18 protein-coding genes and 1 riboswitch are annotated in these 24,353 nt (G+C 64.8%); of the genes, 13 read left to right on the forward strand and 5 right to left on the reverse strand.

The features are described from left to right. Positions 1-298 precede the first annotated feature (298 nt). On the reverse strand, positions 299-622 hold the full coding sequence (locus ACFRMN_RS20515) for a hotdog domain-containing protein (protein WP_383021465.1): 324 nt from the start codon (positions 620-622) through the stop codon (positions 299-301). Between the two features lie 34 nt (positions 623-656). On the opposite strand from ACFRMN_RS20515, the gene ACFRMN_RS20520 reads away from it, so the two are divergent. The 10 genes from ACFRMN_RS20520 (at position 657) to ACFRMN_RS20565 (ending at position 16,506) form a co-directional block, all read left to right on the forward strand. Beyond that, positions 657-1,655 (forward strand): hypothetical protein, encoded by a 999-nt coding sequence (locus ACFRMN_RS20520; RefSeq protein ID WP_383021467.1) that lies wholly within the window; start codon positions 657-659, stop codon positions 1,653-1,655. Positions 1,656-1,784: 129 nt separating this feature from the next. Beyond that, positions 1,785-5,381 (forward strand): DEAD/DEAH box helicase family protein, encoded by a 3,597-nt coding sequence (locus tag ACFRMN_RS20525; protein ID WP_383021469.1) that lies wholly within the window; start codon positions 1,785-1,787, stop codon positions 5,379-5,381. Further along, entirely contained in the window at positions 5,378-6,823 is a 1,446-nt protein-coding gene (locus ACFRMN_RS20530) for a restriction endonuclease subunit S (protein ID WP_383021471.1), read from the forward strand. The genes ACFRMN_RS20525 and ACFRMN_RS20530 overlap by 4 nt, the downstream gene beginning before the upstream one ends. Then, entirely contained in the window at positions 6,820-8,352 is a 1,533-nt protein-coding gene (locus ACFRMN_RS20535; protein WP_383021473.1) for an N-6 DNA methylase, read from the forward strand. The genes ACFRMN_RS20530 and ACFRMN_RS20535 overlap by 4 nt, the downstream gene beginning before the upstream one ends. 312 nt (positions 8,353-8,664) lie before the next feature. Beyond that, positions 8,665-9,954, forward strand: coding sequence for an AAA family ATPase (locus ACFRMN_RS20540; RefSeq protein ID WP_383021475.1), 1,290 nt, complete (start codon positions 8,665-8,667; stop codon positions 9,952-9,954). A gap of 4 nt (positions 9,955-9,958) precedes the next feature. Then, positions 9,959-11,092 (forward strand): hypothetical protein, encoded by a 1,134-nt coding sequence (locus ACFRMN_RS20545; protein ID WP_383021477.1) that lies wholly within the window; start codon positions 9,959-9,961, stop codon positions 11,090-11,092. A 627-nt stretch (positions 11,093-11,719) separates the two neighbouring features. Continuing rightward, the gene (locus ACFRMN_RS20550) at positions 11,720-13,723 is read left to right on the forward strand and encodes a P-loop NTPase fold protein (protein WP_383021479.1); all 2,004 of its coding nucleotides are present in this window, start codon (positions 11,720-11,722) and stop codon (positions 13,721-13,723) included. Position 13,724: 1 nt separating this feature from the next. Then, on the forward strand, positions 13,725-14,438 hold the full coding sequence (locus tag ACFRMN_RS20555) for a hypothetical protein (RefSeq protein WP_329325257.1): 714 nt from the start codon (positions 13,725-13,727) through the stop codon (positions 14,436-14,438). 2 nt (positions 14,439-14,440) lie between these two features. Further along, on the forward strand, positions 14,441-15,772 hold the full coding sequence (gene qatC / locus ACFRMN_RS20560; RefSeq protein ID WP_383021482.1) for a Qat anti-phage system QueC-like protein QatC: 1,332 nt from the start codon (positions 14,441-14,443) through the stop codon (positions 15,770-15,772). Further along, positions 15,769-16,506 carry a TatD family hydrolase gene (locus tag ACFRMN_RS20565; protein WP_383021484.1) on the forward strand — a complete coding sequence of 246 codons (738 nt, stop codon included), beginning with the start codon at positions 15,769-15,771 and terminating at the stop codon, positions 16,504-16,506. Before qatC ends, ACFRMN_RS20565 begins: the two co-directional genes overlap by 4 nt. Before the next feature lie 332 nt (positions 16,507-16,838). Here ACFRMN_RS20565 and ACFRMN_RS20570 read toward each other — a convergent pair whose 3' ends face one another. The 4 genes from ACFRMN_RS20570 to gcvT all read right to left on the reverse strand — a co-directional run bounded on the left by ACFRMN_RS20570 (position 16,839) and on the right by gcvT (position 21,313). Next, positions 16,839-18,221, reverse strand: coding sequence for an L-serine ammonia-lyase (locus ACFRMN_RS20570; protein ID WP_383021486.1), 1,383 nt, complete (start codon positions 18,219-18,221; stop codon positions 16,839-16,841). A gap of 144 nt (positions 18,222-18,365) precedes the next feature. After that, complete coding sequence (gene glyA / locus ACFRMN_RS20575) at positions 18,366-19,634, reverse strand: serine hydroxymethyltransferase (RefSeq protein WP_383021488.1); 1,269 nt, start codon at positions 19,632-19,634, stop codon at positions 18,366-18,368. Between the two features lie 16 nt (positions 19,635-19,650). Continuing rightward, the gene (gene gcvH / locus ACFRMN_RS20580) at positions 19,651-20,028 is read right to left on the reverse strand and encodes a glycine cleavage system protein GcvH (RefSeq protein WP_383021490.1); all 378 of its coding nucleotides are present in this window, start codon (positions 20,026-20,028) and stop codon (positions 19,651-19,653) included. 106 nt (positions 20,029-20,134) lie between these two features. Continuing rightward, positions 20,135-21,313, reverse strand: coding sequence for a glycine cleavage system aminomethyltransferase GcvT (gcvT, locus tag ACFRMN_RS20585; RefSeq protein WP_383021492.1), 1,179 nt, complete (start codon positions 21,311-21,313; stop codon positions 20,135-20,137). 149 nt (positions 21,314-21,462) lie between these two features. Then, positions 21,463-21,560: riboswitch (glycine riboswitch) on the reverse strand. Between the two features lie 171 nt (positions 21,561-21,731). On the opposite strand from gcvT, the gene ACFRMN_RS20590 reads away from it, so the two are divergent. The 3 genes from ACFRMN_RS20590 (at position 21,732) to ACFRMN_RS20600 (ending at position 24,348) form a co-directional block, all read left to right on the forward strand. Beyond that, a complete protein-coding gene (locus tag ACFRMN_RS20590; protein WP_383021494.1) occupies positions 21,732-22,478 on the forward strand; it encodes an AAA family ATPase in 747 nt (248 codons plus the stop codon). Positions 22,479-22,557: 79 nt separating this feature from the next. Then, positions 22,558-23,298 carry an enhanced serine sensitivity protein SseB gene (locus tag ACFRMN_RS20595; protein WP_383021496.1) on the forward strand — a complete coding sequence of 247 codons (741 nt, stop codon included), beginning with the start codon at positions 22,558-22,560 and terminating at the stop codon, positions 23,296-23,298. Between the two features lie 264 nt (positions 23,299-23,562). After that, complete coding sequence (locus ACFRMN_RS20600; RefSeq protein ID WP_383021498.1) at positions 23,563-24,348, forward strand: enhanced serine sensitivity protein SseB C-terminal domain-containing protein; 786 nt, start codon at positions 23,563-23,565, stop codon at positions 24,346-24,348. Positions 24,349-24,353 lie beyond the last annotated feature (5 nt).

Raw genomic sequence — 24,353 nt, forward strand, 5'->3', positions numbered from 1 at the left:
GTTCGGCTCTTCAGGCGGTGTGGGCCGCTGCCAGGCCGGGTGCGTCGGGTTGGTGCCGGCCGGGGTGTGAAGGTGGGCGACGACCCAGTGCAGGCCACCACCGAGTTCTCCCGGAAGGATCCGTGATAGGCCCGGCGCGACACCGGGATCCGCCGGCGGGGCATCGACGCGCCGCTGCACGCCACGGAAGTGGGGTGGCCTTGCCTCGTCCCGCCCAGCGTCCCGGGCGGAACGAACAGAGCATCACGGGTGCAAGACCGACCGGTGGCTGCGGTGAAGGGTCAAGAGCGGTGCCGGGTCAAGCAGCTGAAAGAGGCACCAGGACCGTGTTGCCCGTGGCGACGACCGCCGAACTGTCGGCGGGTTCGGCCATTAGTTGGGCGTCGACGAAGACTTGCCTTCGGCCGGCTTTCACCACGCGAGCCCGGGCGACGAAGAGATTCCCCTGTGCTGGAGCCAGGAAGTTCACCGCGCAGTGTGAGGCGGTGACGTTGCCGCCGGTGGCGGTGGCAGCGAAACCCCAGGACTCACTCGCCGTGACCTGGGGTTTTGTATTTTTCAAGATCAATCCGTAGCGGTAAGGCAACCTTTCCGAGGCGCCATGATTGCCTCCGGTGGACAACCGGTGGACAGGCGGTCGGCGAGCGTGCAGACCGGTGGACAAGCGGGTGGCGGCCGAGAGGGAAGGAAGGGCGATTCCGGGAACGCATCCGCAGCCGCCGGGCAACCCTCGGTTGCGAGCGGTACTGGGGGGTTCCTGTAAAACAGGCGGTGTCACGCCGCCGCTTGTTGGAGAATCGGTCGGTCAGAAGATCACGGTGGAGGATCCGGTTGTGAACGTGATGCGCTTCGACGCGGAGGCCGGCGAGTTCGTCCTTGGCGTCAGGGAGGAGAGCGTGCAGCTCCTGCGGGGCATGGGTACGATCTGTCTCCAGATGGGGCTTGAGGTGAAGGCGCCTACCGCGACGAAGGCCGGCAGGGTCCTGGCGCTGCAGACCGACCTGTACGGGATTGGAAACTCCTACCAGCGGATGCTCGTCGGACGGGGCACTGAATTGCTCTCGTTTACGACCGAGACGGGAGTCGAGCGCCCGGTCCTCAAGTTCCTCCTCACCTCGGCCCAGCTCCACGCCATCAACGAGGCCCGCGACGGTGACCTTCGAATGGAACTGGAGATCACCGGCACGCTCCCGCAAGCCCCCGGCTTCCCCGGCAGCACGAAGGAGGTTCTGCACTTCAGCGTGGCCAAGAGCCGCTGGATCGATCAGATCACCGCCCTCGGTCCTGCGGTCGCGTTCGAGATGCAGGTCCCGTTCCCGCTGGAGGACGACCCCCGCGCGGAGCCCGCCCGGCACCTGCGTGGTGCCCAGCGCCGACTTCTGGAGGGTGACATCGACGGCGCGATCCTGGAGGCCCGTCGCGCGCTGGAATGGATCAAGGATCACAGCGGCTGGATGTGGCCCGGCGGCAAGGACAGATTGCAGCGCACGCAGGAGGAACGCTGGGCCTGGATCCGCTTCGCCGTTGAGGATCAGACGAGCGCAGCGGTGCACAAGGACGCGGTGACATCGGCGTTCTCGTACAGTCGGGACGAGGCGAGAGCGTTGATCGCCATCGCTGCAGCGTTGTTGACGGTCGTGGACGAACCCGTCTGAGCGTTCCGAGCGGGTTCGTGGACCGGCCGAGAAAGGCTGCCTACCGACATGCTGTCCGGCGTTCGGTACCGTGGTGACCGCGAAGGTGATAGCGATACGCTGGATGGTTGAGCGGATGTGGAGGGCTTCGTGAGCCAGGGGCGTGGACCGATCGACACGCGAGTCCGGGAGTTGGCCGCCCGATCCGCAAACTTCGGCTTTCTGCTGCCTCACGAGCCTCTCTTGGTGCTGTACGGGGCGAGCGCGGAAGTAAACCTCTTCACCGACCCGAGCGTCACGCTGCTCAAGGGCCGCCAGTTTGGGGACACACTCGCGACTGCTCTTACGCGACGATCTGGCATTTCGGTCGGCAAGGACGATCATGCAAGCAGATTGCACGCGCTAGCTCGGGCCGGCTTCCTCGACGAGCCAGCACGGCAGACGTTCGATGCCCTTCGGCGACCCGTACCCGAAGTCGTGGACACGGACTTCGCACTAGAGCGAGAAGCCCTGCGCGCAGTCAGGCAATGCTTCCAGCTGGGAGTCTGGTTCCACCGTGTTCTGACTGGGGATCGGGAACAGATTCCCTTCATTCCGCCAGAAGCACCCGACTGGATCCGAACTGCGGACCCGGGATCCGCTGACGCCCGTACCGAGGTGCAGGCGCTGCGGAGTGAACTGGCGGCTGCGCGCGTCCGCCTGGAGCTTTCCCGGGTGAGCTATTCGGACCGGGACCGCAGCCATGAGGAGGCGCTGGAGAAGGCTCGTGCGAGCGCTTCTGTCGAGTTGGCGCGCGCCAGGACCGCCCTTCCCGAAGTGTCGACGCTGGTCACCTCGCTAGCTACGGAGGCATCACACCTCCAGCGTGGATTCGACGAAGCTCTGCCACCACGAAAGCCGACTGCCAGACAGAGGGACCTGCTGGTCTCCAACGCTCGCCGAGCAGCTCAGGAGCCGCTTAGCGAAGCGCGGGTTCGCGATCGAATCGACGAGATGCTGCGCGAAGCAGGCTGGTCGGTTCAAGACGGGAAGGGGAGCCAGGACCTCTACTCGGCACGAGGCGTTGCTGTCCGCGAGGTGACCACGGCAGCTGGTCGTGCGGACTACTTGCTCTATGTCGATACCAAACTCGTCGGTGTGATTGAGGCCAAACACGAGGGCGCTGATCTCGCGACCGCTGAGAGGCAAGCGGATCGCTATGCGGAGGGGCTGACAGCTCGACAAGATTTGCAGGCTTGGCGGACGCCACTCCCATATCGTTACGTGAGTGATGGCGGGCTGGTTAGGTTCCGCAACGACCTAGACCCGGATTCACGTACCCGGGACGTCTACTCTTTCCACCAGTCCGAGACCATCGCTCGGTGGATTCGTGAGGCTGAGGCCGATGCGGCAGCGCCCACCTATCGAGCCCGGATCAGGGAACGTCTGCCGAAGCTCGACCCTGCTGAAGTGGCTGCTGGGCGACTCAGGCCAGCCCAATTTGACGCTGTTCAGGGGCTGGAGGACTCGCTGCGTCGTGGAGACCGGCGGTCCCTAATCCAGATGGCAACAGGCGCTGGAAAGACCTTTGCAGCGGTCACTTCCACCTATCGCCTTTTGAAGTACGCAAAAGCGCAACGGATTCTATTCCTGGTCGATCGCAATAACCTTGGTACTCAGGCCCTCGCGGAGTTCACCAATTATACAACTCCGGATGATGGACGGAAGTTCACTGAGCTCTACAACGTAGACCAGCTCACCGGCTCCACGGTTTTGGACTCGTCCAAAGTCGTAATCTCTACTATCCAGCGACTTTCCAGGCTCGTCGCCGGACAAGAGCCTGGCGACCTCGACGACTACAGTGAACTTTCGGCATTTGAGGAAGAAGAACGAGGTATAACGGCGTCTGCCGCTGATGCCGTCTACAATGAGAGTCTTCCGCCGGAGTCATTTGACCTAGTGATCATCGACGAATGCCATAGGTCCATTTATGGCCGATGGCGATCGGTCCTTGAATATTTCGATGCACATCTTGTCGGGCTCACCGCGACGCCTCTTGCCCAAACATTTGGCTTTTTTCACCAGAACTTGATCAGTGAGTACACTTATGAACAAGCGGTAGCTGATGGGGTGGCGGTCGACTACACGACCTATCGCATCAGGACAGAAATTACCGAACAAGGGTCGGTAATTCCCGTCGAGACTCACGTCCCGATTAAGAATCGTAGGACTCGACGCCGTCAGTACGAAGAGCTGGATGACGACTTCTCGTATGGCGCGAACCAAGTTGGCGGCAAGGTCATCAGCAAAGGGCAGCTGAGGACAGTTCTTGCCGCATTTCGTGACAACCTAACCGTGTTCTTCCCTGAGCGTTGCGACGTGCCCGAAGACATGCGTATGGTGCCGAAAACGCTCATATTCGCCCGTGATGATAACCATGCCGACGAAATCGTCGAAATGGTGCGTGACGTATTCGGCCGAGGAAACAGTTTTTGCAAAAAGATCACGGGGAAGGCGTCGCAGCCGGATCAGTTGCTCTCCGAGTTCCGTAACGCTCCCGAGTTGCGAATTGCCGTCACCGTAGACATGATTGCCACCGGTACTGACGTTCGGGCCATCGAGTGCGTATTCTTTCTGCGAGATGTCAAGAGCTGGGCTTACTTCGAGCAGATGCGCGGTCGTGGTGCGCGAGTGATCGACTCAACCGAATTGCGAACAGTAACGCCGGACATTCGCGAGAAGACCAGGTTCGTTGTCATTGATGCCATCGGCGTCACCGAGAGCCACAAGCGCGAAACACCCGTGGTCGAGAAGGACGACGCCAAGCGCACATCACTTCGCAAACTGCTCGGCAAGACCGCAGGCGGCACGATCGACGAGGACGAAGCGGAAGAACTGGGGCTGAGACTGTCGCGACTGTCGCGCACGCTCACCGCTGACGATCACGAGGAGATCGCACGCCTAGCCGGCGAGTCGCTGGATGCGGTCGTTGGTAGAATCGCGAAAGCAGTCGATGTAGATCACGTGGACAAAGTCCGGCAGGCGGACGGTGCCAAGGGCGTGCACTGGATGGTCCAGAAGGCTGTGCGGCCTTTGGCGTCCAACAAAGACCTGCGTGATCTGCTGGTCTACATCCGCACCGATCAGCGAATCGTCTACGACGAGGTAAACCCAGATGCCCTCTTGTCCGTCGGGCCGGTGGAGATGGCGCGCCGCACCGTGACGAGTTGGCGTGAGTACCTTGCCGAGCACCACGACGAGATCACTTCCCTCCAAGTCGCGCTGACTGGCCGGGGAGGGCGTGAGGTTCGCCCCCGGGAGGCTTACCAGCGGCTCAAGGACTTGGCCTCGCGGATTGCACGGCCGCCTCACCAGTGGACCGTGGCACGTCTGTGGCAGGCGTACGAACAACTGGGGGCCGCCTCAAGTGCGCCAGGCGTCAAACATGGGCCACCGGACCTTGTTTCCCTGATCCGCTATGAGCTTGGGCTCGATTCCGAGGTTCGGCCCTACCGATCGACAGTGGAGAGCCGGTTCGCCAACTGGGTGGCTCGCCAGAAGCAGGCGGGGGTGATCTTCAGTGAGGACGAGCTGTGGTGGCTGGAGCGGATCGTCGACACGATGGCCACTAGCGTCAGGTTCGATGTGGCCGACCTGGACCACGTACCCTTCACGGAGCGTGGTGGAACCGATGGTTTCCTCCGCGTCTTCGGCGACAACCGTGCCGAGGCTGTCCTCGACGAACTAGATCAGGAACTCACCGCATGAGCGAACTGCCGTCCGGATGGGCGCGGTCCACGCTGCAGGACTTCTCGGAAGTACGGCTCGGCCGCCAGCGCTCACCCAAGAACCACAATGGCAGCAATATGCGGCCCTACCTGCGCGCAGCCAATGTGGGATGGCAAGGTCTGCTTCTCAACGACGTGAAGTTCATGAACTTCACCGAGAACGAAGTAGATACCTACAGGCTCCAGCGAGGCGATATCGTCCTGAGCGAGGCATCCGGTAGTGCTGGCGAGGTTGGGAAGCCAGCACTGTGGAACGACGAGATCGATGACTGCTGTTTCCAGAACACGCTGATTAGAGTCAGAACTCACTACGCCAATCCGCGCTTCCTTCTGCATTACTTGCGATATGAGGCACTCAGAGGCGCCTTCGCGCAAGATTCGCGCGGCGTAGGAATCCACCATATTGGCTCTGCGCGGCTGGCCCAGTGGAAGATTGACCTTCCTCCGCTGGCTGAGCAACAGCGCATTGTGGAAGCGCTCGAAGATCACCTCTCGCGCCTGGACTTCGTTGAATCATCCTTGCGGAATGTCACCGCCCGCCTGTCAACTCTGCGGGACAAGATCACCGGTATTGCCACGACTGGAGGAGTGGTCGCGGAGAACAGGGCCGCAGCCAAGATCCATGAAGTAGGGATCGACGACGGCCCGTTGCCGCTGCTCCCGGTTGGCTGGCGCTGGTCGCGGCTGGGTGATATTGCGCATGTCGTCGGTGGTGTAACCAAGGACAGTAAAAAGCAGAATGACCCTGAATTCATCAGCGTCCCCTACTTGCGCGTCGCTAACGTGCAGCGCGGTCGTCTCAACTTGGCTGACGTGTCGATGATTCGGGTTGCGCCAAAGAAGGCCGAGCAGCTTCTCCTGAAGCATGGCGATGTTCTTCTTAATGAAGGCGGAGACCGGGATAAGCTCGGCAGGGGATGGATCTGGGAAGAGCAGATTCCCGATTGCATTCACCAGAACCACGTTTTCCGGGCCAGAGTTGACCAAAGTGTTCTCCACCCGAAGCTCTTGGCGTGGCACGCGAATGGGTTCGGGAAGCGCTGGTGTGAACTTAACGGAAAACAGAGCGTAAACCTGGCGTCGATCAGTCTCAGCAAGATCAAGTTGCTCCCAGTTGCAATTCCCCCGCCAGACATTCAGCAGAACCTCGTCAGCCACATTGAGTCGCGGCTGAGCGTGGCCGACGCCGCCCTTGAGACGGTGGAGGCTGGCCTGCTTCGAGCAGCAGCCCTCCGCAGAGCTGTATTGCGTAGGGCCTTCTCTGGAAAGTTGGTCGAGCAAGACCCCTCGGACGAGCCCGCGACGGTACTGCTGGACCGTATCCGCTCAACTCGGCCGGCAAGAGGGCCCCGATTGCAGACGCGCAGGCCCAGCACAGCAACTAAGCGTGAGAGCCAGGCAGTACAGGAGACTCTGTTGTGACCCCCCAAACCGCCTCGTCTCGCGTCAGCGTCGATGCCCAAGCCCTCGTCAACAAGCTTTGGAGCTACTGCAACGTCCTGAGGGATGACGGTGTTTCTGTGCTCGACTATGTCGAGCAGCTGACCTACCTTCTATTCCTCAAGATGGCCCATGAACAGAAGAATCGGCGCTTCAATCAGGTCGACATCCTTGATGGTCTCGATGCCTGGCAGATCTTGCTTGATGCCGAGGGGCGAGAGCTCGAAGAGCAGTACAGCGAGATCCTCGGCACGCTCGGACGTAGCGGGGGCACACTGGGCCGAATCTTCCAGAAGGCACAGAACCGAATTCAGGATCCTGCCAAGCTGAAGCGTTTGATCCGAGAGCTGATCGGCAAGGAAAACTGGTCCGGAACGGGCGTCGACATCAAGGGCGATGCGTACGAAGAGCTGCTTGCGAAGAGCTCGGAGGACGTCAAGTCCGGCGCAGGGCAGTACTTCACCCCGCGGGAACTCATCCGCACCATGGTCGACTGTGTTCAGCCGACTCCAGACGACACGATCATGGATCCAGCCTGCGGCACTGGAGGCTTCCTGCTGAATGCGTTCGAGTACATTCAGCATCATCACGAGATGGGCCTCACGCTTGAGCAGCGGGAACGGCTTAGCACGGGTGCATTTCGGGGGAACGAGCTGGTCGATGGTACGGCACGCCTCGCTGCCATGAACTTGCTACTACACGGCATCGGACAGCCGAATGGCGAGTCATTGATCGATGTGGGTGACGCTTTGGCAAAGCCACCTACCCGTCACGCGTCACTCGTCCTCGCCAACCCTCCATTTGGCAAGAAGTCATCTATCACGATTATTGGCGAGGACGACGAGTTTGAGCGTAAGGATCTCGCGTACCATCGTCGGGACTTCTGGGTAACCACTACAAATAAGCAGCTCAACTTCATGCAGCACATTTATACCTTGCTGCAGACTGGTGGCCGAGCGGCCGTGGTAATCCCGGACAACGTGCTGTTTGAGGGAGGCGTCGGGGAGACCATTCGCAGGCGCCTCCTGCAGCAATGTGACGTACACACTCTACTGAGGCTTCCTGCGGGAATCTTCTACGCCGGCGGCGTGAAGGCGAATGTCCTGTTCTTTGAAAAGCTACCGCCTCGTGCTGATGGAAAGCCGCACACGCAGAAGCTCTGGGTCTATGACTTTCGAACCAATCAGCACTTCACGCTCAAACAGAATCGGCTATCCAGGGAACACCTGGAGGATTTTGTCACCTGCTACGCTCCGGGTAAAGACCGCAGCGAGCGGACTGAAACGGATGCTTTCAAGGCGTACGACGTTGATTATCTCTTGAATCGCGAGAGGGTCAACCTTCTTCTTCTTGCGGATCTCAAGGACAAGTCAATTGACGACGCCGACGATCTGATCGAGCCTCATGTCTTGGCCGAAGAGATTGCAGGAGAGCTGGAAGCTGCTTTGTCCGAGCTGATTAATCTTACCGAAGCGCTGCGGCCTGTGAAGATTTCGCAGGATGGGCAGTAGTCGCAGCGCTGTGACTACATTAGTGTGTAAGAGGCCTGAATTCACGGGGGAGGGGACGTGCAGCTGCTAGAAATCTATCTGCCTAGTTATCGAGGCCTGCAGGATTTCAAGCTCGATCTATCCGAAGGTCATGACACGTACGTCCTGGTTGGGCGAAACGGCCGTGGGAAGTCGCGAGTACTCCAGGCTCTTGCTGAGGTGTTCGGAAGCCTTTGGCGTGGTCAGCGCGCCCCGTTTGCGTACCGGGTCAAGTACAGACGAGGCGGACGGCTCGTGGAAGTGGACCAACGAGCAGTCAAATCCCTTCCTAAGATGACGGTAGCCAATGGAGATTCGACCAGTGCAGTTGTTCATAAAGCTGACTGGAGAATCCATCTCCCAGACCACCTCTTCGGCTATCAAGCCGCCAGGGAATCTCGGTGGCGTGAGGAATTTGATAGACATAGAGACGCAGATATGGCGTCTGCGCGAGGTGACAGTGCTGCCAGTTTGGGCCAAGCACCTGGCCGCGGCGTAAGACCTCTTTTCCTTTGTGATGTCACCCATCTTCCCTTGATTCTGCTGTCACTCCTCTCGAACTGGTCGGAAAAATTCGCACATCATGCGGAGAGGGATGTGCGAGTCTCCGGGTTTGCTTCCGCTGATATCTCCATTCGGAGACCTTCCTGGTATAAGCGCACTCGGGATGTTGATCGCCCTTACTGGGGGCTGGAAGGTGACGCCCCAGATCTTTTCGATGCGATCGCAACACAGGGAAGATTCGGGGCCATCCCTGATGCGACTGCCCGCAGCACATACACGGATTTCCGAATCACCATAGCCACGTCTGACGATCTCAAGAGCTTTCGTCGACTTTTTGCCTCAGATGTTGCGATGTTTGCAATGTTCGAGAGACTCCAAGCTGCAGAATTGCTGACAGCTAGTGTGCGTTTGACGATGGCCGACGGGCATCAGATCACGTCAGAGGAACTGAGCGCTGGTGAGCAGCAGAGTCTCACAATCATGGGAATGCTGAGACTGCAGCGTGGCGAAGAGTCTCTCTTTCTTCTCGATGAACCGGCTTCGCACTTTCATCCAGGCTGGAGCCAGCGCTGGTACTCGATCGTCCAGGCGATGTTGGAGGACCGGCAGAATTCACAATTCATCGCGGCTACGCATGATCCTGCACTAGTCTCAAACATCCCTCGTGAACAGATTCGCATGCTCCGCGGTTCCGCAGCCGGCGTCATCAGGGCCGAGATGCCAACCGTCGACCCTCGGGGACGTGGCATCGGCGGCTTGCTGACCACGGAACTGTATGGCCTGGATACCCAATTGGACGATCACACTCAGCGGCTCATCGATGACCAATATGAGCTCGCGCGATCGCCCGTTTTGAACGAAGAGGACAACCGTCGGCTCCGGAGTATCAACAACGAGCTTGAGTCCCTCGGCTTCGATACGATTCGCCGCGACTCCGTGGTGTCCCTATTCCTTGCAGAGCTCGACCTGCGGCGCAAGGAGCTTCTAGATAGGGCTGGGAGCGCAGATCCTCCTTCGGAAGAAGAGTTTAATCTCATGGTGAGAAGGCTCTTTGACGAGAAATTCAGCCGAGGTCTGTGACGACGTGCGCTATGTAGAGATGAGCCGTTTGGCCGTACCTGCTGCCTGGTCTCGCCACGCGTCTGTTGTCAAGAAGCACGTTGCGGGTTGCGGGACGAACAAGGCCGAGCTCACAAAACTGTTCAAGAAGTCCCCGTATTGGACGAAGCTGCGCCCTCAGCTCATCGACCTGGTTGGGCGAAAATGCTGGTATTGCGAAGGTGAAGTCTCTAATAGCCGACTCGCGGTTGATCATTTCAGGCCCAAAGGTGGGGTCGTGGGAGAAACGCATCTTGGCTACTACTGGCTAGCGTACGAAGTTAGCAACTTTCGGCTCGTATGCGAATTTTGCAACTCGTCAACCGATGATGATCCAACGGGAAAACGAGTCACCAAGATTCACCACTTCCCCCTGCTCAACCCTGCCTCCAGACTACGGGCACCAGGCGTCAGTATTGAAAGCATTGAGCGAGAGATTCCTGTACTTCTTGATCCAGCACTTCGGGGAGACTGTGACCTGCTGGATTTTGACAGGTCGGGGGCTGTACGCCGAAATGATTACCGCCCGCGCTCTCCTCTTGAGAGGGCAGTGGGCGTGTGTAGGGTCGAAGAATCAGTTCGCATCTACGGCCTGGACCGTGCGGGATTGAATGAGCGCCGGTCCCGAGTGATGAGAGACGTTGTATTTAAAGCAGGTGTTCTTGATGCACCCGTTGAATTTGAAGGTGCGCTAGAGATGCTCCGTGAGCTCATAGAGCCCGAGGCCCGTCATAGCAGTGCCGCGCTTGCGGCCCTGCGTGGCTGCCGAGATCTCGATTCTGTGGTGGAAAATTTCTCCGATGAGCTAGGAATTGAATCGGGTGTTGGCGGCATTGGTCGGCCGGAAGCCAATACCGTTTCCGACCTGATCAGTGCGGGGTTCCTGAAATCCGGTGTCGAGCTGGTGGGGGCTGCGGATCTTGGCCAGGTGGTCGCTTTCCTACTGCCTGACGGCGGGCTCGAACTAGGTGCACGGTCTTATGCCACCCCAACCTCCGCTGCCCTTGCGGCCACAGGCAGCGCTGACGTTGATGGATGGGACTTCTGGCATGTCGCCGTCGCCAGCGGTCCAATCTCGCTATCGCAGATTCGGCGTGAATTTAATGGGGACGTTGACTGAGCTGTTTTTAGAGCTGTGATGGAAAAGCAGCGCCTCATGTATTTCGTTTTCGGAAACTCCTGACGAATGTCACATGGGTCAGGGCGGCGGGGGCTACGTGTGTCGGGGATCGGCAGGGGCTCACGGCAACGGCCTTGGCAACGCGGTGCTGAACCGGGTCGCCTTGTAGTCCGGCACCATCTCCAAGTCCCTGGTCGACCAGGCTTTAAGCACGCGGTAGTCGTCTACGGCGCCATGCTCGGCATCGACGTGAAGATCGTCGAGCGGGCCGGCAGGAGGTTGGTGGCCCCAGGTGGTGGTGCAGCAGACTACGGCACCCTGTCCTGGTACCGCCGCCTTGTCCGCGACTACGAGCACCCACCGCCTCCGCCGAGTCACGCGTTTGCTTGGCGATGTCACAACCCGCCGGATGACCGATACTGACACCCCCCACATGGCGCGACGCTTGATCGGCCACGCAACGGACGGGTGGTTCCTGGACCAGATCGACATCCGCGGGCGGGATACGGCGTCGGCCGTCTCTCACCTATCAACTGATCTATCTTTGTGGTGACTTCACATGCCTCTATCCCCAGATAGGATCATCGGCACACAAAGGTGTGTGATGTAGGGAGCCGTGAGCGCAACGTGTGGTCAGACAACGAAACCGATCTCGATCTGCTCGGATTCGACTTTCTGGTCGATGAGCTTGTGGTGGCTTTGACCCAGCCTCAGCTGCTTCCGCTGACCGTGGGTGTTCTGGGCGGCTGGGGGTCGGGTAAGAGCAGCCTGCTGAAGATCGTTGCGGCGGAGCTCAGTCAGATGGATGGCCCAGAGTCCGGCCGTTACGTGGTGGTGTCCTTCAGCCCGTGGCAGTACGAGGGCTATGAGGACATCAAAACAGCGCTCATGGAGTCGGTATTGACGCGTCTCGGCGAGCTCGTGGAAGAAGAAACAGCCGAGGCCGCGGAGGTTGGCCGACTGCACCAGATGGTGGACCGGCTGAGGCGCCCAGCGCGCCGGTTGGGGCACGCTGCTCTGTCTGTCGCACCCACTGGTGTGGCGCTGGCTGCCTCCCTGGCAGACCCGGCCCTGGGTGACATGGCGTCTACCCTCACCCAGCAAGCCCTCGCCGGAGTAGCGCCCGCATCCTCCGAGGGGACGGACGAGGCGTTCCCGCCAGCGGGTGAGGCAGAGCAGCTGTATGTGGATGTGGGTACTTTCCGGCAGCGGTTCTCCGAGCTTCTGGCATCGCTGCCCCAGGTCAGTGCGGTGATCGTGATGATTGATGATCTGGACCGTTGCCTGCCCCCGACCGTCGTCGGCACGTTCGAGGCGATTCGGCTCTTTTTGAACGTGGAAAAGAGCGCGTTCGTCATCGCCGCGCACGCCGAGGTCGTACAGGCCGCCATCGACATGCGCTACCCGGGGCTGGGACGCCCTGGCGCCACGGGCCTGGGCGCCGAGTATCTGGAGAAGATGCTGCAGGTCAAGGTCAACATCCCCGCTCTCTCGGCCCCCGAAGCCGAAACGTATATGCACCTCCTGCTCGCTCAGTCCCACCTCGACGAAGCATCCTTCACGCAGGTCAAGGACGCGGTTGCACAGCGCAGACGGCAAAGTGCCCTCGCAGTCGCTCTCAACGCAGGGCTGGCGGCCCAGACACTGGGCCAGCAGATGCCTGAGCGCCTCCGCTCGGACATGTCGTGGGCCGCTCAGACCGCCCCGGTCCTGGGAAGCGGGCTGCGCGGTAACCCGCGGCAGATCAAACGTTTCATGAATACGCTGACCCTTCGGCTGGCCAGCGCCGAGCGCCGGGGGACCGCGCTCAGTCCGAAGGTTTTGGCGAAGCTGATGGTGCTGGAGGAGCAGCATCTGTCAGATTTCCAGAAACTCTTCGACTGGCAGGTCCAGGGGCCCGGGGCGGTGAGCCGGTTGGCTGCTGCCGAGCGACACGTGCAGCCCTCGCCTCCTGCTCCGGCCGACGACGCCGCGCAGCCGGGTGGCCAGCCGCCGGGGGCAGCACAGAGCGGGGACGGCCGGCGCGACTCTTTGCGACGGCGGGCGGGCACGGTACCGGGCACGCCTGCCCCCGACGCGTCCGGTGGGGAACTCGACGAGGAAGTAGGAGCCTGGGCGGATAAACCGCACATTGCAGCGTGGCTGCTGCTGGATCCCCCGCTGGCGGAAGTGGACTTGGGACCCTATTTCACCTTCGCCCGAGCCCGTCTTACTCTCGCCGCGAGCACCGCGCGGCTTCCCGCCCAGGTGCAGGAGCTGCTGGGCAAGCTCCAGTCTGACGTACGCGGACAGCGCCGGGCCGCGGTGGGATCGGTGGCTGGATCGGTGTCGGGGCAGGACCTTCCTGTGCTCGTCGAGCATTTGCTGCAGATCGTCCTTAGGGACCCGACCGGTCCCGCGATGGACGGCGCGCTGGAACTCGCGCAGGCCGTTCCGTCCGTGGTCTCGGCGTTGTGCGAGGTCCTGCGGATGATTCCGCTGGACACCCTGCGCCCGAAGCTGACCACCATCGTGCGTCGGCTGCCCGCAGAGGACGCGTCGGTGGCGGCGCTCCTGGACGGCTGGCAGAACAGCCAGCACCCGATCAGCCGGTTGGTTGGCGATCTCCGCCAGAGCGGGATAGGAGGCTGAGGTGGGCACCTCCACCGACCGGACCAGCGGCTCCGGCGGAGCCTGGACAGGGCTGAAGCACGCCGCGACGGCCTACACCCGCGACATCAGCAGTGGCAGCGCGCCGCGCCAGCGTGCAGCGATGGTCCTGGCACGGCACGTACCGGTGCTGGGCGGAGCAGGGGGTGCGGCTTCCGGCGCTGGGGCGGGCCGCACGGCTGCACAGCGGCTGGGCGGCCTGCTGGCCGGGGTGGCCTCAGGCGGCCTCGGGCAGGCCCTGCACCAGGCCGGGCTGGGTGACCTGGTGGGGCGCGACCGGTACGAGGTCGTGGACGAACTAGTCACGTCTCTGGCCGGAGCGGGTGGCGACCTGGACGCCCAGGCGGCCCGCGACGCGGTGTGCGACGTGCTTGAGGAATTCTTTGCCGAGGCCGACTCCTGGGAGGAGTTGGAAGCAGCCGCAGCCAGCCGTAACGACGTGGAGCGACTGCTGGAGCTGTTCTTGACGCACTACATCTACAACCGTGTGCCCGTCGTGGCGGAGCGACTGGGCAGCATCAACGATCCCGAGGCCGCCCGGCGGGCCGACCGCCAGATGCGGCAGATCATCGAAGACTGTGTGGCCATCAAGGTGCAGGGCGACCCGTGGCGTGTGGACTGGTCTGGTCCCCCAGGACGACAGATCGTCGACAGCGCGCTGCAGCTTGCCTACACCGCCCTGGAGGAACTGGCGTGAGCGTGTTCGTGGTGCGCACCGAGCCCCTTCGCGCAGTGGAGGGGGGCGACGATGTCCTGCTGGACTTCATTCCGGGCTCCGCCCACGCCACCGTCCAGACGGGGCAAGGGTTCTTCCGTAGCTTCAGGCCGACACGCGCTGCGGCCGATCTGATGGTGTTGTCTTTCGGCGCCTACGTGACGGATCGGATCAGCGCGCGCAACGGCACAGCGGATGCCTGGACCCGCGACCTGCATCTGCAGTTCCCCGTGGAAACAGCCGCAGGATGGCCGGTCGCCGCCGCACAGGAAGCGTTGCGTTTCCTGACCGGAGACCGCTGGACACTCACGGCCCGCCAGCAGTCCGCCCCCGTACTGGAAGCGGTAGCGGAAGAGGACCGTGGGCACGTGGTCGCAGACGGGGTCTGTCTCTTCTCCGGGGGCCTGGACTCACTATGCGGCGTCATCAACCTGCTGGAGACGGACCCCGGCCTACGGCTGTGCCTGCTGTCGCACTACGAGGGAGGACAGACCCCCGCCGCACAGACACGGCTGTTGAGACGCCTCACGGACCGGTATGGACGCCGGGTGACCTCGCTGCGTCTCTTCTTGCGCCCTGCTCCCGCGCACCCTGCCCACGCCCGGGCGCTGCCCGAGAGCCGGGAGACCACCACCCGCTCCCGCTCGGCCATGTTCTTGAGCACCGCGCTGGCGATCGCCTCATCCCTCGGGCCCGATGTTCCGGTGTATCTGCCCGAAAACGGCTACATCGGACTCAACGCGCCACTGACCCGTGCACGGGCCGGAAGCCTGAGCACCCGTACGACCCACCCGCATTTCCTCACCCTATTCACCGAACTCAAGAACGAAGCAGGGGTAGCCAATCCGCTCATCAACCCCTACCGCCTGATGACCAAGGGCGAGATGCTCACCACCAATCCCAACCAGGCCCTGCTACGGGAGCTCGCCCCGGCCAGCATCTCCTGCTCCCATCCCGAAGCCGCCCGCTACGACGGCCGCGCCCAGGGCAACTGCGGCTACTGCTTCCCCTGCCTGATCCGGCGCGCCTCGATGGCTAAAGCCGGATGGGACCAGGCCGCCGACTACGCCTGGGATGCCCTCACCGACCCCCACCTCCTTGATGCGGCCAGCCACCGTAGCGCCGACCTACGCGCCGTCCTCGTCGGCACCCGCCCCGGCCGGCCCGCCATCGACGTACTGCGCAACGGACCTCTTCCCCGCGGCGAACGGCGCCACTTCATCGACGTGTGGCGCCGCGGCAGCGACGAGGTACGCAGCTGGCTCACCGCAGGAGCCCAGGGCGACCTGGCCAGTCTTCTGGACACAGACACGTGAACACGCTGTGGGACACCCACTGTCACCTGACCGGCTACCGTGACCCCATCGCCATCCTCGACGAAGCCACACAGGCCGATGTCGACGTCGTGGCCGTCACCGAAGACCCCGGCGAATACCGCCTGTTGCGAGCCCGCCTCGGCCGACGAAGCGGGGTCACCCCGGCCCTGGGCATGCACCCCCTGCGTGCCCACTCCTTCACTCCGGCCGATCTCGCCCGTTTCCTGCGCATGCTCTCTCAAGCCACCTGGATCGGGGAGGTCGGACTGGACTTCTCTCCCACCGGGCGTGGCACCCGCAACGCCCAGACCCGCATCTTCGAAGCCATCCTCGGCGACCCTCGTGCCTGCAGCCTGCCCATCACCATCCACAGCCGCGGCGCCGAAAAGGAAACCATCAACCGCCTGCTGCAGACCGACGTCCGCTCCGCGATCCTGCACTGGTATACCGGCCCAGCGACGCTCATCGACAACGCCCTGGCGGCTGGCGCCTACTTCTCGTTCAACCCTGCCATGACGGCAACCGCGAAAGGTCGGAAGCTGCTTGAGGCTGTTCCCGTGGACCGGGTGCTGCTGGAGACCGATGGCCCCTTCACCCGAGTCGGGCCCCGCCCCTCCCGCCCAAGCGACCTGCCGCGCATGCTCGACCATCTCGCTACCCGATGGGCTCTCCCCCCTGACCACGTCATCCGACAGGTCCGCGACAACCAGCAACGGCTTCACAGATCGGCGTAACAGGCTGCCGTTTGCAGTCCGGTAGGGGCCTTCTCTCTGACCAGGGCTCCTGCTCCGTTCGCCGTTAGGCGGGCTCTCGGTCTCGTAATGCGTAGGTCTCGCTACCCGACGCGTGTACCGGTTGCACTCCGTACTCGACAACGGTTAGGGCGCATGGTCGTCCTGGAGGCACCGCGCATTCCTCAAGAACGCGGCAAAGCAGGGACATCCCAGGGACTTTTCAGGGACTTTCACGTCTGTCCCAGGGAGGTTCCAGGGACTTTCCGCCGCGTAAGCAGGGAAGGCCCTGACAGCGCTGAAAGACGCGAACGCACTGGTCAGGGCCCGTCTGCCTAGCACTCGATGATGTTCACCGCGAGCCCGCCGCGCGCGGTCTCCTTGTACTTGACGGACATGTCCGCGCCCGTCTCCTTCATGGTCTTGATGACCTTGTCCAGGGAGACCTTGTGGCTGCCGTCGCCGCGCAGCGCCATCTTCGCCGCCGTGACCGCCTTCACCGCCGCCATGCCGTTGCGTTCGATGCACGGGATCTGGACCAGGCCGCCGACCGGGTCGCAGGTGAGGCCCAGGTTGTGTTCCATGCCGATCTCGGCCGCGTTCTCGACCTGTTCGGCGCTGCCGCCCAGGACCTCCGCGAGGGCGCCCGCGGCCATGGAGCAGGCCGAGCCGACCTCGCCCTGGCAGCCGACCTCGGCGCCGGAGATGGAGGCGTTCTCCTTGAAGAGCATGCCGATGGCGCCCGCGGCGAGCAGGAAGCGGACGACGTTCTCGTCCTTCTCCTCCGCCGTGGCGCCCCCGGCCGCGAAGTTCATGTAGTAGTGCAGTACGGCCGGGATGATGCCCGCGGCGCCGTTGGTGGGGGCGGTGACGACACGGCCGCCCGCGGCGTTCTCCTCGTTCACGGCCATCGCGTAGAGCGTGATCCACTCCATGGCGTGCGCATGCGGATCGCCCTCGGCGCGCAGCTGGCGTGCCGAATGGGCCGCGCGGCGGCGGACCTTGAGGCCGCCGGGCAGGATGCCCTCGCGGGCCATCCCGCGTGAGACGCACGCCTGCATGACCCGCCAGATCTCCAGCAGCCCGGTGCGGATCTCGTCCTCCGTGCGCCAGGCCTTCTCGTTCTCCAGCATCAGCGCGGAGATCGACAGACCGGTGTCGGCCGACAGCCGCAGCAGTTCGTCGCCGGTGCGGAAGGGGTACTTCAGCACGGTGTCGTCGAGCTTGATCCGGTCCTCGCCGACGGCGTCCTCGTCCACGACGAAGCCGCCGCCCACCGAGTAGTACGTCTTCTCCAGGAGCACGGCGCCGGCCGCGTCGTACGCGAAGACGGTCATGCCGTTCGCGTGGTACGGCAGGGTCTTGCGGCGGTGCAGGACCAGGTCCTTGTCCGCGTCGAAGGCGATCTCGTGCATGCCGAGCACATTGAGCCGGCCGATGGCGCGGATACGTTCCGCCTGATCGTCGGCGCTCTCCACGTCGACGGTGCGCGGTGAGTTGCCCTCCAGGCCGAGGAGAACGGCCTTGGGCGTGCCGTGGCCGTGGCCGGTCGCGCCGAGCGATCCGTACAGCTCGGCCCGGATCGAGACGGTGTGGGCGATCAGGCCCTCGTTCTTGAGCCGGCGCGCGAACATCCGCGCCGCGCGCATCGGACCGACCGTATGGGAGCTGGACGGGCCGATTCCGATCGAGAACAGGTCGAAGACCGAGATGGCCACGGGGGACTCCTTGCTGGTTGGTAGACGCCGTTGTCTGCCGGGGTGGTGCAGAGATGACGGTGACACGCGGGGGAACGTGGTGCGGGGCACCGCGCCGCACGGTCCAGTGTGCGCGGTGCCCCGTAACTCAGGCCGTACGGATGACTACAGGCCCGGGTACAGCGGGTGCTTCTCGGCCAGCGCGGTGACCCGGCCGGCCAGCGCCTCGCGGTCGAAGGAGGGCTTCAGGGCCGCCGCGATGATCTCGGAGACCTCGGTGAAGTCCTCGACGGTGAAGCCGCGGGTGGCCAGCGCGGGCGTACCGATCCGCAGACCCGAGGTGACCATCGGGGGGCGCGGGTCGTTCGGGACGGCGTTCCGGTTGACCGTGATGCCGATCTCGTGGAGCCGGTCCTCGGCCTGCTGGCCGTCCAGCTCGGAGTCGCGCAGATCGACGAGTACGAGGTGGACGTCCGTACCGCCGGAGAGTACGGAGACGCCCGCCTCGGCGACGTCCGGCTGAACCAGCCGCTCGGCGAGGATCCGGGCGCCGTCCAGGGTGCGCTGCTGGCGCTCCTTGAACTCGTCCGTGGCCGCCACCTTGAAGGAGACCGCCTTGCCCGCGATGACATGCTCCAGCGGGCCGCCCTGCTGGCCGGGGAAGACCGCGGAGTTGATCTTCTTCGCCAGTTCCTTGGTGGAGAGGATCACACCGCCGCGCGGACCGCCGAGGGTCTTGTGCGTGGTGGTCGTGACGACATGCGCGTGCGGCACCGGGTTGGGGTGCAGGCCCGCGGCGACCAGACCGGCGAAGTGCGCCATGTCGACCATCAGATACGCGCCGACCTCGTCCGCGATCCGGCGGAAGGCGGCGAAGTCCAGCCGGCGGGGGTACGCCGACCAGCCGGCCACGATCAGCTTCGGACGGGACTCCTTGGCCAGCCGCTCGACCTCGGCCATGTCGACCTGGCCGGTCTTGTCGTCGACGTGGTACGCGACGACGTTGTAGAGCTTGCCGGAGAAGTTGATCTTCATGCCATGGGTCAGGTGCCCGCCGTGGGCGAGGTTCAGACCCATGATCGTGTCGCCGGGGGAGAGCAGCGCGAACATCGCCGCCGCGTTCGCCTGGGCGCCGGAGTGCGGCTGTACGTTCGCGTGCTCGGCGCCGAAGAGCGCCTTCACCCGGTCGATGGCGATCTGCTCGATCACATCGACGTGCTCGCAGCCGCCGTAGTAGCGGCGGCCGGGGTAGCCCTCGGCGTACTTGTTGGTCAGCACGGAGCCCTGCGCCTCCATGACCGCGACCGGAGCGAAGTTCTCCGAGGCGATCATTTCGAGCGTGGACTGCTGACGGTGGAGTTCGGCGTCGACGGCGGCGGCGACGTCGGGGTCGAGCTCATGGAGCGAGGCGTTCAGAAGCGACTTCGAAGACATCACGGTCCCTGGGGTCTCAGTTGCCGGAAAACTCTGTGTACTCATCGGCGCTGAGCAGGTCATCGGGCTCCTGCGCGACGCGTACCTTGAACAGCCAACCGCCCTCGAACGGGGCGGAGTTCACCAGTGAGGGGTCGTCCACGACATCCTGGTTCGTCTCGGTGACCTCACCGGTCACCGGGGCGTACAGATCGCTGACGGACTTGGTGGACTCCAGCTCTCCGCAGGTCTCGCCCGCGGTCACCGTGTCACCGACCTCGGGAAGCTGGGCGAACACGACATCGCCGAGGGCGTTCGCCGCGTACTCCGTGATACCGACCGTCGACACGCCGTCCTCGGCGGCCGTCAGCCACTCGTGCTCCTTGCTGTAGCGCAGCTGCTGGGGGTTGCTCATGACCTGAATTCTCCTGTACGCGGGGGTGTGGTGCGGAACAGCTGTCTTACGGACCGAGACGGCGCCCGGGTCAGGGACCCGACCGAGGGGCGTGCTGAAGTCCGTATCACTTCTGACGCTTGTAGAACGGCAGCGCCACGACGTCGTACGGCTCGTGGGAGCCGCGGATGTCGACCCCGACGCCCGCCGTGCCGGGCGCCGCGTGCGAGGCGTCGACGTATGCCATGGCGATCGGCCTGCCCAGGGTCGGGGAGGGGGCGCCCGAGGTGACCTCGCCCACGACGGCGCCGCCCGCGACCACCTGGTACCCGGCGCGCGGGACCCGGCGGCCCTCGGCGATCAGGCCGACGAGCTTGCGGGGCGGGGCGGACGCGGCGCGCTCGGCGGCGGCCCGAAGGGCCTCACGGCCGACGAAGGCGCCGCCGTTCGAGGTCTTCTCGAACTTCACGACCCGGCCGAGGCCGGCGTCGAACGGGGTCAGGGCGGTGGACAGCTCGTTCCCGTACAGCGGCATTCCGGCCTCAAGACGGAGCGTGTCGCGGCAGGACAGCCCGCAGGGCACCAGACCGACGCCCGCGCCGGCCTCGGTCAGCGCCTGCCACAGCCGCTCGGCGTACCGGGGCTCGACGAACAGCTCGAAGCCGTCCTCGCCGGTGTAGCCGGTACGCGCGATCAGCGCGGGAACACCGGCGACGGTGCCCGGCAGGCCCGCGTAGTACTTGAGCCCGTCCAGATCGGCGTCGGTCAGCGACTTCAGGATGCCCGGGGACTCGGGACCCTGGACCGCCAGCAGCGCGTACGCGTCGCGGTCGTCGCGTACCGCCGCGTCGAACCCCTCGGCGCGGGCGGTCAGCGCGTCCAGCACGGTCTGGGCGTTGGAGGCGTTGGCGACGACCATGAAGGTGTCCTCGCCGAGGCGGTAGACGATCAGGTCGTCCAGGATCCCGCCGTCCTCCCGGCAGATCATGGTGTAGCGGGCGCGGCCCACGGCGACGGCGCCGATATTGCCGACCAGCGCGTAGTCGAGGAGGTCGCCGGCCGCCGGTCCCGAGACGGTGATCTCACCCATGTGGGAGAGGTCGAACAGACCGGCACGGGTGCGGACGGCGTGGTGCTCGTCGCGCTCGCTCCCGTACCGCAGCGGCATGTCCCAGCCCGCGAAGTCGGTCATGGTCGCGCCCAGCGCGCGGTGCGTGGCGTCGAGGGCGGTGAGACGCGGGGTGCCGGGGGCGGCGGGGGTGCTGGGGCCGGGCGTGCTGGTGCTGCTCGGGGGGACATGGCTCATCGGTGTGACTCCCAGGGCATGACGGCGAGGACGATCCTCCCCATCTGTCATCGGAACCTGAGAGGTTCATCACGGCCACCCGTAGGAGGGCGGTCATGACTTGCACCTTGGGTGGAGCCGCGGAAGCGCGGCCCGCTTTTCAGATCTGCCTCATCCACGCGGTACGGGGCCTGAGAGATTCAAGGGAGGAACTTGCTCCTTCGGCGCCCGGCGCACACGGTGACCGGGACTCTCCCGCGCGGATTCAAACGGCCGGTATGCAGTTGGCGGGCACATCATCGCACGCATCACCGCCGAGCGGGACGCCCGGTCCGCAACTCGCCGTCCCCAGCAAAAAGCTTGTGACGCATTACCATTTCTTTACACTTCTTGGGCAAGGGTCATGGGCCAGGCCGACTGAGCTGACAGGGGGACGGCGATGATGTCGAAGGGGTCCGGAACGTACGCGACGACCACGGGGGTGCCGGCACAGACGGGCACAGCCGCAGGGCCCGGCGCACCCGCCCGGGACGGCGCGGCCCGGGACGGCGCGGCTCGCGTCGCGCGGATCGTCCGCGATCTGCGGGGGCGGGGCCCCACCGCGGCGGGGGGTGCGCGAGGGCGCGGTACGAGCGGTACGAAGAGCCTTGTCTTCGCCGAAGGCGATCTGGTGGTCGTCTCCGGGCTGCCGGGCAGCGGCAAGTCGACCTTGATCCGGCGGGCCGCCGAGGCGACAGGGATCGACTCCCAGGACGCCAGAGACCGCTGGGCCCGCCGGCTGCCGGGCGCCCTGCCCTACGCCGTCTACCGCCCGCTCGTCCGGATAGCGCACTACGCGGGCCTGTGGCGCGCGCTGGGCTCCGGCGAGAGCGTCGTCGTCCACGACTGCGGTACGCAGACGTGGGTACGGCGCCGGCTGGCCCGTGAGGCCCGCAGACGTGGCCGCCGGCTCCATCTCGTCCTTCTGGACGTCTCGCCCGAGGTGGCGCGCGAGGGTCAGCGGGAGCGCGGCCGGGGGGTGTCCGGCTACGCCTTCGCCCGGCACCGCCGCGCGGTCCGCCGCCTGCTCGCCGACGCCGAGACCGGGCGGCTCCCCCGGGGCTGCGCCTCGGCGGTCCTCCTGGACCGGGACGCGGCGGCGGCGCTGGAGCGGATCGCGTTCCCGGCCGCGCGGGCGGCGGATTGAGCGCCCCCGGGCAGGCGGGACTTCGGACTCACTCGTCTAAGGTGCTGCCGCGGGGGCGAGGGTGGCGAAGGAGAGCACGGTGAACACAGCATGGCCGGGCAACGAGCTGGAAGAGGTGCTTGGAGCCTCGCTCGGCGCCGACGCGGCGGGAGCACGGCTGGTCGAGGTCCTGGGGCGCAGTGAGGTCTGGGTACCGCTGCCCCAGGGCGGCGGTCCCGACAGCCCCGACCTCGATCTGCCGACCCTGGAGATAGAGGGCGTCCCGTATGTCCCGGTCTTCAGCTCCGAGCAGCAGTTCCTCCAGTGCGTCGGCGCCCACATGGCCTTCACCGTCGCCCCCGCCCGTGACTTCGCCCGGGGGCTGCCCCCGCAACTCGGTATCGCGGTGAACCCGGGCGGCGCCGTCGGGATGCCACTGCCGCCGCCGGCCGTCGCCGAGCTGTGCCGGGTGGGGCGTACGCCGCTCGACGGCCCGGCGAGCGGCGGCCGGGTGCGGCTCTTCCAGCCGGACTGGAAGGAGGATCCGGTCGAGTTCCTTTCCGCCGCCGCGGCCGAGTTCGAGGCGTCCGGCGTGGTGCTCTCCGCCCGCCGCGCGCTCGCCAGCGTCGAGGGCGAGCCCCCCGCGCTCTTCATCGGAGTCCAGCTCTCCTCCTGGGAGGCCCCGGACCGTAACGCCCCCATGGACGCGCTCGGCCGGGCGCTCGGCCGGGTGGCGGTGGACTGGCCCGTCAATCTCGTCCTGCTGGACGTGGCCCAGGACCCGGTCGGCGACTGGCTGCTGGAGCGGGTGCGGCCGTTCTATCAGCGCGCACACGCATAGCGGCGCGAGGAACGGGCAGTCGGTACGGGCCGGGAACCACGGGCAGGACAGGGAAAGAGACCGGCCACGCCCGCGCCCTCACGGCGGGCGCGCCGGTCGTCAAGTCTGTGTCAGGAAGCCCCTCTAAGCTGGTTTGATGGCTGGGCCGCCGCACTGTGTGCCCGGTGGGTCGCCCTTCCCGCGGCGGACCGCGCCGGGCGTGCGGGGACGCGCGGACTTCGGGGGGCTGGACGAGTGGTGGATCGAAGAGGGGCGGGACCCAGAGTGAGCGCGTCAGGCACCGCGGCGGCCGGGCAGGTCGAGCACATGCTGCGCCAGGTGACGCCAGGACGTTACGACGCGTACGAGGCGCTGCTCCAGGCGCTCGCCGACGACAGTGTCTGGATGCTGCTCTGGCACGGCCGCGCCGGATCGCCCGAGGCCCAGTACGGCAACATGGAGATCGACGGCCTGGGGTACGCCCCGTGCGTCACCTCCGCCCAGGAACTGGCGGTCAGCGGCTGGACGCGGGCCCACGAAGTGGTCTCGGGGCGCGACATCGCCCGCGCCCTCTACCCCGACCGCTGGGGGATCTGGCTCAATCCGCACGCTCCCGGCGGCGGTGTCGGTATCCCCTGGCTCGATCTGCGCCGGATCGCCACCGGTCTCGACCGGATGCCCGCGGGACCGCTCAGGCTCTCCGAGCCCGCCATCGAACTCCCGCAGTTCTACGCCCAGCTCACCCAGAACGCGCACCGCACGCCCGCCGTGCGCTCCCTGCGCCGTGCCTGGGTGCAGCCGGCCCTCGGCGCCCCGTATCTCGCGATCGGCCTCGACCTGTACGACACGAGCCCGGCCTCCGTCGACTCCGTACGCACGATGATGCGGCAGTCGATCGCCGCGGTCCCGGACGGACTGCCGGTCTCGACGGTCGCGATGTCCGACGAGTCCGACCCGGTCACGATGTGGCTGCGCGCCAACACCAGGCCCTTCTACGACCGCGAGGCGCATGCCGCGCCCGCGCCGTCTTCGGGATACGGCTACCCGCCGCCGGCCACCCGCGCATACTGAGCGGA

This window comes from Streptomyces sp. NPDC056835 (assembly GCF_042789485.1).
In the GTDB taxonomy this organism is placed as follows: domain Bacteria; phylum Actinomycetota; class Actinomycetes; order Streptomycetales; family Streptomycetaceae; genus Streptomyces.